Here is a 9,658-nt window from a genome sequence, read left to right on the forward strand (position 1 = left end):
GATGGCGACCGGCCGCCACGTCGCCATCATCGGTGCCGGCGCGGTCGGCGTGATCAGCGCCATCGAGGCGCTGCGCGAGGGCCACCGCGTCACGCTGATCGATCCCGGCGAGCCCGGCGGCGAGCAGGCGGCGAGCTACGGCAATGCCGGCTGGCTGTCGTCGCATTCGGTGATCCCGCCGGCCGAGCCGGGCATCTGGAAGAAGGTGCCGGGCTATCTGATGGACCCGCTCGGTCCGCTTGCGATCCGCTGGTCGTATCTGCCGAAGGCGCTGCCGTGGCTGGTCAAGTATTTGCTCTCGGGCTGGACCGAGGCGCGGGTCGAGACGACGGCGTTTGCGCTGCGCGACCTGTTGAAGGACGCGCCGCTGCTGCACCGGAGGCTCGCGGAAGAGGCGGGGGTGCCAGAACTGGTCGAGCGTAACGGCGTGATGCATGTCTTCCCCTCGCGCGGCAATTTCGACAACGATCTCGGCTGGCGCCTGCGCAAGAAGGTCGGCGTCGAATGGCTGGAGCTTTCTGCCGACGAGATGCGCCAGCGCGAGCCCGACCTGCATCCGCGCTACACCTTTGGCGTGGTGGTGGAAGAGGCCGGCCGCTGCCGCGATCCCGGCGCTTATGTCGCGGCGCTCGCCAACCATGCCATCGCTGGCGGAGCCAAGCACGTGCGAGCCAAGGCGACCGGGCTGAAGCTGAGCGGCGACAAGCTTGTGGCGGTCGTCACCGAGACCGGCGAGATCGCCTGCGATGCCGCGGTGGTTGCCGCCGGCGCGCGATCGAAGCAGCTGACGGCCTCGATCGGCGATTCCCTGCCGCTCGAGACCGAACGCGGCTATCACGTCATGATCGAGAATCCGGAATCGGGGCCGCGCAGCTCGATGATGGCGTCGGACGCCAAGATGGTGGTGAACTGGACCAACAAGGGCCTGCGCGCCGCCGGCACCGTCGAGATCGCCGGCCTCGAGGCCGCACCGAACTGGAAGCGGGCGGAGATCCTGCGGGATCACCTCTTCAGCATGTTCCCAAAGCTGCCGAAGGATATTCCGGCCTCGCGCATCAAGACGTGGTTCGGCCATCGGCCGAGCATGCCGGATGGACGTCCCTGCATCGGTTACGCCCGCGCCTCGCGCGACGTTATCTATGCCTTCGGCCACGGCCATATCGGCCTGGTCGGCTCGGCCCGCACCGGCCGACTCGTCGCGCAGTTGCTGAGCGGCAAGCCGCCTGAGATTCCCCTCGTGCCATTTGCACCCGAACGCTTCCTCTGAGGTCGCAGCATGACCCATTCAGCCCCTTCATCCTCCCGCATCGCCCGCGGCGGCAAGGCCATCTATGGTGCGTCGCTCGGCATCCTGATGCTGGAGGCGCGCTTTCCCCGCATTCCCGGCGACATGGGCAACGGCACGACCTGGCCATTCCCCGTGCTCTATCGCGTGGTGAGCGGGGCCTCGCCGGAGAAGGTGGTGCTGAAGGGCGCGGCCGGCCTGCTGCCTGATTTCATCGACGCGGCCAGGGATCTGGTGCGGCTCGGGGCCGAGGCCATCACCACCAATTGCGGCTTCCTCTCGCTGTTCCAGAAGGAGATCGCGGCCGCGGTCGGCGTTCCCGTCGCGACCTCGTCGCTGATGCAGGTGCCGTGGGTGCAGGCGACCCTGCCGCCGGGCAAGCGCGTCGGTCTCGTCACGGTGTCGGGCTCGACCCTGACGCCGGCCCATCTCGAAGGCGCCGGTGTGCCGCTCGATACGCCGCTGGTCGGCACCGAGAATGGCAAGGAGTTCTTCCGCGTCCTGATCAAGGCCGAGAAGGACGACATGGATATCGCGCAGGCCGAGCGTGACGTGGTCGAGGCCGGCAAGCAGCTCGTCGCAGAAAACCCCGATGTCGGCGCCATCGTGCTCGAATGCACCAACATGCCGCCCTATGCGGCGGCGCTTCAGGCCGAGGTCGGGTTGCCGGTCTACGACATCTATTCCATGATCACCTGGTTTCATGCCGGGCTGCGCCCGCGCGTCTTTGCGTGAACGCGTCCGAGAGAGATCGTCACTAGTCCTGGAGTGAAGCCATGAAATTATCCGGCAAGGTCGCCGCCATCACCGGCGCAGCGCGCGGCATCGGCAAGGCCTGCGCGAAGAGATTTTTGGACGACGGCGTCAAGGTCGTGATCTCGGACGTCGATGCCGATGGCCTCGCCGCGACGGCGGCCGAGCTCGGACATCCTGATGCCTTGCGCACCGTCGTCGGCAATGTTGCCAGGCGCGCAGACGTGGATCAGCTCGTCGCCACCGCCGCGAAGGAATTCGGCCGGCTCGATATCATGGTGAACAATGCCGGTGTCGCCCGCAATCGCGACATTCTGGAGATCACTGAAGAGGAATTCGACGAGATCATCGGCATCAATTTGAAGGGCGCGTTCTTCGGCGTCCAGGCCGCGGCCAGGCAGATGATCGCGCAAGGCGGTGGCGGGGTCATCATCAACATGTCCTCGGTCAACGCGCTGCTGGCGATCCCGGCGCTGGCGACCTACGCGATGTCCAAGGGCGGCATGAAGCAGCTCACCTCGGTCGCCGCCGTCGCGCTCGCCCCGCACAACATCCGCGTCGTCGCGGTCGGGCCGGGCACGATCCTGACCGACATGGTGGCGTCGTCGATCTACACGTCGGAAGACGCCCGCAGGACGGTGATGTCCCGCACGCCTGCGGGGCGCGGCGGCGAGCCGAGTGAGGTGGCCTCTGTCGTCGCGTTCCTCGCGAGTGACGATGCGTCCTACATCACGGGACAGACAATCTATCCGGACGGCGGGCGATTGATCCTGAACTACACGGTGCCGGTGAAGGAGAAGTAGAGGCGCTCACTCCGCGGCAGCGGTGATCCCGTAACCCAGCCGCTTCGAAATCCCGCCGGCGCAGTCGCGCAGCGCATGCGCGATCGGGCTGTCCCAGCGCGCATCGAAGGTGCCTTCCGGCCCCATCGCGGTGATGACCAGCGCGACATGACCGGAATGGTCGAACACGGGGGCCGAGAACGCGTTGACGCCGGGCAGGGGATCGCCGAGCGCGCGGGCGAGGCCGTGCTTGCGCACCTCGGTCAGCATCTCCGCGACCTTGGCGCCCTTCACCGCGCGCTTGGGATTGTAGCCGACGCCGTGACGGTCGAGGCCGCTCTCGAGCGCGGCGTTGATCGTCTTCTCCGGCAGGAAGGCCGCGAAGGCGCGGCCGGTGGCGGTCTCCAGCAGCGCCATCACCGAGCCGGCGCGCATGACGATGTGAACAGGCTGGGCGGGTTCTTCGAGCTGGACCACGGTCGGGCCGTGCGTGCCCCACACCGCGAGCGAGACCGCGTGGCCGATCTGGCTCGCCAGCGCGGCGATCTTGGGCCTTGCGATGCGCACGCCGGAAAGCCGGCGCAGGCTGATCAGGCCGAGCTCCAGCGCCAGCGCGCCGATCTCGTAGCGACCGGTGGTCTCGTCCTGCTCGATCAGGCCGATGCGCGAGAAGCTGGCGAGATAAGGATGCGCCTTGGCCGGCGTCATGCCGGCCTCGCGGGCGAGATCGCGCAGCATCATCGGCTCGCCGCTGCGGGCAAGCGCCCGGAGCAATTCTCCGCCGACCTCGATCGACTGGATGCCGCGGCTTTCCCTTTTCATGCGCCTCCGATGCGCTCAGGCTTACGCCGCGTCGCGCTTGGCGGCGCTGTCGGCAAGGTGACGGCCGGCAATGTAGCCGAAGGTCAGCGCCGGCCCAAGCGTGATGCCGGCGCCGGGATAATTGCCGCCCATGATGCTCGCCATGTCGTTGCCCGCGGCATAGAGCCCGGGAATCACCCGGCCCTCGGCGTCGAGCGCCCGCGCGTTCGCGTCGGTGACGATGCCGGCATAGGTGCCGAGATCGCCGATCACCATCTTGATGGCATAGAACGGCCCGTTCTCGATCGGCGCGACGCAAGGGTTAGGGCCGTGCATCGCGTCGCCCTGGTAGCGGTTATAGGCCTTCGAGCCCTTGCCGAAGGCGGCGTCGTGTCCCAGCGGCGCGGTCGCGTTGAACTGCTTGACCGTCTCGGCGAACGCCTTCGGATCGATGCCGGCCTTCGCGGCGAGCGCCTCCAGCGTGTCGCCGCGCATGAGATAGCCGGTCTCGAGGTGATGACCCAGCGGCATCGGGAAGGGCGGCACACAGCCGAGGCCGTATTTGCGCAGTGTGGGATGATCGCAGACGAGGAAGGCCGCGATCTCATCGCCGGGCTTGGCAGCCTTGATCATGGCCTGGACGAAGTCGTGGTAGGAATTGCCTTCATTGGCAAAGCGTTTGCCGTCGCGCATCACCGCGATCACGCCGGGCTTGGCGCGGTCGATGAAGTGCGGCATCACGCCCTTGGAGCCGTCCTTGCGCGTCGTCAGCGACACCGGCACCCAGGCCGCCGCGTTGGGCAGGCGATCCTCGACATGCGCGCCGGCGGATTCTGCGAGACGCAGGCCATCGCCGGTGTTGCCGGTGGGGCCCGGCGAAAAATGCTCATGGCCGGTCGGCGCATGCGGAAACATTTTTCTGCGCCGCTCGACGTCGTGCGGGAAACCACCGCAGGCGAGCACGACGCCACGGCGTGCACGGACACGGATGTCGCGTCCTTCGCGCGACACGATCGCGCCGGTGACCGCGCCGTTCTCGACCGTCAGCTCGCGCACGGGCGAGGACAGCCACATCGGAATCTTCAGGTCGAGCGCCGATTTGGCGAGGCGCCCTGCGAGCGCATTGCCGTTGGTCAGCGTCATGCCGCGGCCATAGCGCAGCACGTCCATCAGGTGCCGCGACAGCCGCTTGGCGACGTACACCGCCGAGGTCAGCGACTTCGTCACCCGCATGAAGTGGATGATCTCCTTGCCGCTTCCCAGCATCATGCCGAACACGGTGAGCTCGGGCAACGGCATGCCCAGCGACTTGATGAGATCGCCGAGCTCGCGGCCGTCGAACGGGCGCGTCACCATGGAGCGGCCGCCTTGCGCGCCGCCCGGCGCCTCCGCGTGATAGTCGGGAAACACCAGCGGCATGTCGAAGCGCAGCGCCGTCTTGCTGGTGAAGAAATCGACCGCTTCGGGCCCGGCGCTCAGGAACGCATCGACGCGCGCGGCGTCGAAATTGTTGCCGGCCTCGTGCCGCAGATAGGTGCGAGCCTGCTCCGGCGTTTCCTCGATGCCGTACGCCTTCGCCAGCGACGTTCCGGGGATCCACAGCCACCCGCCGGAGCGGGCGGTGGTGCCGCCGAAGCGCGGTTCCTTCTCGACGATCAGGACGTCGAGGCCTCGGGAGCGGGCTGTGATCGCGGCCGACATGCCGGAGCAACCCGATCCGGCCACGAGCACATCGCACTCGTAAGTCTCAATTGCGCTTTGCTCGGTGCCGGTCATCTGGCCTCACTTCTTCAGCAGCGGACATTTGGACTCGGAGACCGGGCGGAAGGCGTCCTCCCCCTTCACGGTCTTGACGATGTCCAGATAGTCCCACGGCTCCTTCGATTGCTCGGGCGTCTTCACCTTGGCGAGATACATGTCGCGGATGACGCGGCCGTCCTCGCGCAACTTGCCGCCATGGACGAATGTATCCTCGATCGGCAGCTCGCGCATCTTGGCCATCACCTTGGCGGAATCGTCGGTGCCGGCGGCCTTGATCGCCTTGAGATAATGCAGCACCGAGCCGTAGACCCCGGTCTGGATCATGGTCGGCATCACCTTGGTGCGCTCGTAGAACTTCTTCGACCAGGCGCGGGTGGCCTCGTCCATGGCCCAGTAGGAGGCCGTGGTCATGTAGGTGCCCTGCGCGGCCTTGAGGCCGATCGCATGCACGTCGGTGTCGAACATCAACAGGCCGACGAGCTTCTGGCCGCCCTGGACCAGGCCGAACTCGCCGGACTGCTTGATCGCGTTGTCGGTATCCTGGCCGGCATTGGCGAAGGCGACGACGTCGGACTTCGAGCCCTGGGCCTGCAGCGCGAAGGAGGAGAAGTCCGCGGTGTTGGTCGGATGCTTGACGCCGCCGAGCACCTTGCCGCCCATTTCGTTGATGAAGCGCGTCGCGTCCTTCTCGAGCTGCTGGCCGAAGGCATAATCCGCGGTGATGAAGTACCAGGATTTTCCGCCTTCCTTGATCACGGCGGACGCCGTCACTTTCGACAGCGCATAGGTATCGTAGGTGAAGTGCACGGTGTTCGGGCTGCACAGCTCGTCCGTCAGCGAACTCGCGCCCGGGCCCGAGAGCAGCGCGATCTTATTGCGCTCGCGCACCATGTTGTGGACGGCGATGGCGATGCCGGAATTGGGGATGTCGACGACGGCATCGACCTTGCCGTTGTCGAACCAGCCGCGCACGATCTGCACGCCGATGTCGGTCTTCATCTGGTGATCGGCGCTGATGATCTCGATCGGCTTGCCGAGCACGGTCGGCCCGAATTCCTCAACCGCCATCTTCGCGGCCTCCACCGAGCCTGGCCCGCTGTTGTCGCGACCCCAGCTCGACAGGTCCGTCAGCACGCCGATCCGCACCGCGTCGTCGGAGACTTGCGCGGTTGCGGCAGTCGTCATGGCTGTCGAAGTCATGGCCGCGAGCATGGCGCAGGCCAGAAGCCCTCTCATGATTGTTCCCTCTGTTTTATTGGCCGCATGGCGCGGCTGGCTGGTCCGGAGATAAATTAGATATTGGCGAATGACTTTGTCAATGGCGAATAACGGGGAGGCGGGTCCGGTCCTGTGGGCGGCATTCTGAAGGCTTGCGCACGACTGCCGCCACGTCCGTCATTGCGGGCCAACGGGTCCGCGCGAAGCGTGGCCCGATGCCAGGCTCCGCGAAGCAATCCAAGGTCTTTCCGCGGAAGCAGCCTGGATTGCTTCGTCGCAAGTGCTCCTCGCAATGACGGGTGTGATGACATCGGCGCTCAAAGCTCTCGTGTCCCGGACGCGCTGCAGCGCTCTTGCGCTGCTGCGCAGCGCCGGGACCCATGCCGCCGAGCCCGTTTCGACGCTGCATGGGCCCCGGCTCTGCAGCGCATCACTTCGTGCTGCGCAGCGTCCGGGGCAAGAGACGCGTCATGCTCCCGCAGGTTGCAACCCGATCTGCGATTGGCCATGATGCGCTCTGGAATCTGTGGGGCGGATGGCAATGACGGCAGCAGCAGGGGTCTCCGCGTCTGCGGAGAAATCGACGACGGCGCATGTGGTGTGGGCGAGCGCGCTCGGCACCGCGATCGAGTGGTACGATTTCCTGATCTACGGCACGGCGGCCGCGCTCGTCTTCAACAAGCTGTTCTTCCCAAGCTTCGATCCCTTCGTCGGCACGCTGGCGGCGTTCTCGACCTATGCGGTCGGTTTCGTGGCGCGGCCGATCGGCGGCGCCATCATCGGCCATTACGGCGACCGGCTCGGCCGCAAGACCATGCTGGTCGCGACCATGATCGCGATGGGGCTCGGCACCTTCCTGATCGGCTGCCTGCCGACCTACAGCCAGATCGGCGTCTGGGCCCCGATCCTGCTGGTCATGTTGCGCTTCATCCAAGGCATCGGCTTGGGAGGCGAATGGAGCGGCGCGGTCGTCATGGTGATCGAGCATGCCGGCAACCGCCGCGGCTTCTATGGCAGCCTGGTGCAGATCGGCTTTCCCGTGGGCGTTGCCGCCTCGACCGGCATTTTCGGCCTGATGACCAAGCTGCCCGAAGCTGATTTCCTGAGTTGGGGATGGCGCGTGCCGTTCCTGATCAGCATCCTGCTGGTCGGCGTCGGCTTCATCGTGCGGCTCAAGCTTGCGGAGACGCCGCACTTCAAGGCGGTGGTCGAGCGCAAGGAAGTTCTGGCGCAGCCGGTATGGGAAGTGCTCCGCCGCGACTGGCGCAGCTTTCTGCTCGCGATCGGCATCACCGTGTCCGAAGTCGGCCTTGCTTATCTCCTCACCGTCTTCACCGTTGTTTACGCGACGTCAAAACTCGGCCTGCCGCGCCAGGTAATCCTGGACGCCGTGGTCTATGCCGCCCTCGTCGAGTTCGCGACACTCCCGCTCGCCGGTTGGCTGTCCGATATTTTCGGCCGCAAGGCTCTCTATCTTGCCGGCGGCGTGTTCTCGGTGGCGCTGGCGTTTCCGCTGTTCTGGTTCCTCGACACCAGGGAGCCGGCGCTGATCACGCTGGCGCTCGTCGTCACGATGACGCTGACGCATGCCCTCCTGTTTGGGCCGAAGGCCGCCTTCATGCCGGAGCTGTTCCGCACCCAGGTGCGCTACAGCGGCGCCTCGCTCGGCGCCAATGTCGCGGCGGCACTGAGCGGCGGCTTCTCGCCACTGATCGCCGCCGCGCTGCTGGCATGGGCCGGTTCCTACTGGGCCGTGTCGGTCTACATCATCGCGCTGTCGCTCATCACGATCATTGCGACGCTGATGGCGCCGGAAACGGCGCGCGACGCGCTGAAATCCTGATGTCGATCCGTCTCGCGCGATGTCGCGGACGGGCCATTGGCCTGCCGGCTGTTTGGTTCTAGAACACCGTCGAGGAAACGAGTCCCCAAAGCAGGGAATAGAACCATGACGAAGACGTCTCGACGTGACGTGCTTACTGCCGCAGCCGCAATGACCGCGGCGGGCATCGCCGAAGCGGCGCCGGCCGCGGCGCAGGTCGGACCCAAGCCGATCTTTCCGGTGCCGATGGTGACGATCCCGATCGTCGGCGAGAAAGAGGTGTTCCAGGTTCGCCGCATCTACTGCGTCGGCCGCAACTATGCGGCACACGCGATCGAGCGCGGCTCGGATCCGAACCGCGAGCCGCCGTTCTTCTTCCAGAAGCCAACCGACGCGATCCAGAACGTTGGGGCCGGCGAGGTCGCCGATCATCCCTATCCGTCGCTGACCAAGAACTACCATCACGAGGTCGAGCTGGTCGCCGCGCTGAAATCCGGCGGCACCAACATCCCGGTCGATAAGGCGCTCGACCATGTCTATGGCTACGCGCTCGGCCTCGACATGACCCGGCGCGACCTCCAGAACGGCATGGCCGCGGAGAAGAAGCCGTGGGAGATCGGCAAGAGCTTTGACCACGCCGCGGTGCTCGGCCCGATTCACCCCGTGAGCAAGACCGGCCATTTCGAAAAGGGCGCGATCTCGCTGGCGATCAACGGGACCATCAAGCAGAACTCGGATCTCAGCAAGATGATCTGGAGCGTGGCCGAGCAGATCGCGAAACTGTCGGAAGCGTTCGAATTGAAAGCCGGCGACATCATCTATTCCGGCACGCCGGAGAATGTCGGTCCGGTGGTGAGGGGCGACGTGCTGCTGTGCAGGCTCGAGGGTCTGCCCGACATGTCGATCAAGATCGTGTAGCTCCACGCTGCCGCCGCGACCAACGGTTGGCGGCGGAGGCCTGTGGCGGGAGTTCCACCCGCCGATTGCCTTTGGTTGGCCGGCAAGCGAACCTCCTGCGGCCATATTTGAGAACGAGTGATTTCCCGTGAGGGAGGCGCTCCGATGACCAAAGCTCTGATCACTGCTGTCGCAATGCTGGCCTGTGTGCCCGTTGGCGCGGTTGCGCAGGAGCGCGCGGGCGATGCGGCGCTCGGCGCGGTGTCCGGCGCCGTCGTGCTGGGCCCGGTCGGAGCGGTCGCCGGAGCTTTGATCGGCTACACCGCCGGACCTTCGATC

Annotated in this window: 8 protein-coding genes; 5 read left to right on the top strand and 3 right to left on the bottom strand. The window is 66.1% G+C overall.

Going from position 1 to position 9,658, the window contains the following annotated elements; translation table 11 throughout:
* The first annotated feature begins 1 nt into the window (after nt 1).
* Genes SE92_RS29855 through SE92_RS29865 form a run of 3 tightly spaced genes read left to right on the top strand, consistent with a single transcriptional unit; the run spans nt 2 to nt 2,841 of the window.
* Entirely contained in the window at nt 2-1,267 is a 1,266-nt protein-coding gene (locus SE92_RS29855) for an NAD(P)/FAD-dependent oxidoreductase (RefSeq protein ID WP_063201580.1), read from the top strand.
* A gap of 9 nt (nt 1,268-1,276) precedes the next feature.
* A complete protein-coding gene (locus tag SE92_RS29860) occupies nt 1,277-2,020 on the top strand; it encodes an aspartate/glutamate racemase family protein (RefSeq protein WP_063201583.1) in 744 nt (247 codons plus the stop codon).
* Nucleotides 2,021-2,061: 41 nt separating this feature from the next.
* Entirely contained in the window at nt 2,062-2,841 is a 780-nt protein-coding gene (locus SE92_RS29865) for an SDR family NAD(P)-dependent oxidoreductase (protein ID WP_063201585.1), read from the top strand.
* Nucleotides 2,842-2,847: 6 nt separating this feature from the next.
* On the opposite strand, the gene SE92_RS29870 is transcribed toward SE92_RS29865, so the two are convergent.
* Genes SE92_RS29870 through SE92_RS29880 form a run of 3 tightly spaced genes read right to left on the bottom strand, consistent with a single transcriptional unit; the run spans nt 2,848 to nt 6,618 of the window.
* The gene (locus SE92_RS29870) at nt 2,848-3,642 is read right to left on the bottom strand and encodes an IclR family transcriptional regulator (RefSeq protein ID WP_063201588.1); all 795 of its coding nucleotides are present in this window, start codon (nt 3,640-3,642) and stop codon (nt 2,848-2,850) included.
* A gap of 21 nt (nt 3,643-3,663) precedes the next feature.
* Nucleotides 3,664-5,397 (bottom strand): FAD-dependent oxidoreductase, encoded by a 1,734-nt coding sequence (locus SE92_RS29875; protein WP_063201591.1) that lies wholly within the window; start codon nt 5,395-5,397, stop codon nt 3,664-3,666.
* Between the two features lie 6 nt (nt 5,398-5,403).
* Nucleotides 5,404-6,618, bottom strand: a complete 1,215-nt coding sequence (locus tag SE92_RS29880; protein WP_063201594.1) for an ABC transporter substrate-binding protein — start codon at nt 6,616-6,618, stop codon at nt 5,404-5,406.
* A 523-nt stretch (nt 6,619-7,141) separates the two neighbouring features.
* Between SE92_RS29880 and SE92_RS29885 the strand changes: the two genes are divergently transcribed.
* Both SE92_RS29885 and SE92_RS29890 read left to right on the top strand, forming a co-directional pair.
* Complete coding sequence (locus SE92_RS29885; protein ID WP_063203843.1) at nt 7,142-8,443, top strand: MFS transporter; 1,302 nt, start codon at nt 7,142-7,144, stop codon at nt 8,441-8,443.
* Nucleotides 8,444-8,548: 105 nt separating this feature from the next.
* On the top strand, nt 8,549-9,340 hold the full coding sequence (locus SE92_RS29890) for a fumarylacetoacetate hydrolase family protein (RefSeq protein ID WP_063201597.1): 792 nt from the start codon (nt 8,549-8,551) through the stop codon (nt 9,338-9,340).
* The last annotated feature ends 318 nt before the right edge of the window (nt 9,341-9,658 follow it).

The organism is Bradyrhizobium sp. AT1 (assembly GCF_001590795.1).
In the GTDB taxonomy this organism is placed as follows: Bacteria; Pseudomonadota; Alphaproteobacteria; order Rhizobiales; family Xanthobacteraceae; genus Bradyrhizobium.

Bases quoted from the DNA above. Each gene is read 5' to 3' on its own strand.
- SE92_RS29885 (WP_063203843.1), top strand. From the start codon at position 7,142: ATGACGGCAGCAGCAGGGGTCTCCGCGTCTGCGGAGAAATCGACGACG.
- SE92_RS29870 (WP_063201588.1), bottom strand. From the start codon at position 3,642: ATGAAAAGGGAAAGCCGCGGCATCCAGTCGATCGAGGTCGGCGGAGAA.
- SE92_RS29880 (WP_063201594.1), bottom strand. From the start codon at position 6,618: ATGAGAGGGCTTCTGGCCTGCGCCATGCTCGCGGCCATGACTTCGACA.
- SE92_RS29865 (WP_063201585.1), top strand. From the start codon at position 2,062: ATGAAATTATCCGGCAAGGTCGCCGCCATCACCGGCGCAGCGCGCGGC.
- SE92_RS29875 (WP_063201591.1), bottom strand. From the start codon at position 5,397: ATGACCGGCACCGAGCAAAGCGCAATTGAGACTTACGAGTGCGATGTG.
- SE92_RS29855 (WP_063201580.1), top strand. From the start codon at position 2: ATGGCGACCGGCCGCCACGTCGCCATCATCGGTGCCGGCGCGGTCGGC.
- SE92_RS29860 (WP_063201583.1), top strand. From the start codon at position 1,277: ATGACCCATTCAGCCCCTTCATCCTCCCGCATCGCCCGCGGCGGCAAG.
- SE92_RS29890 (WP_063201597.1), top strand. From the start codon at position 8,549: ATGACGAAGACGTCTCGACGTGACGTGCTTACTGCCGCAGCCGCAATG.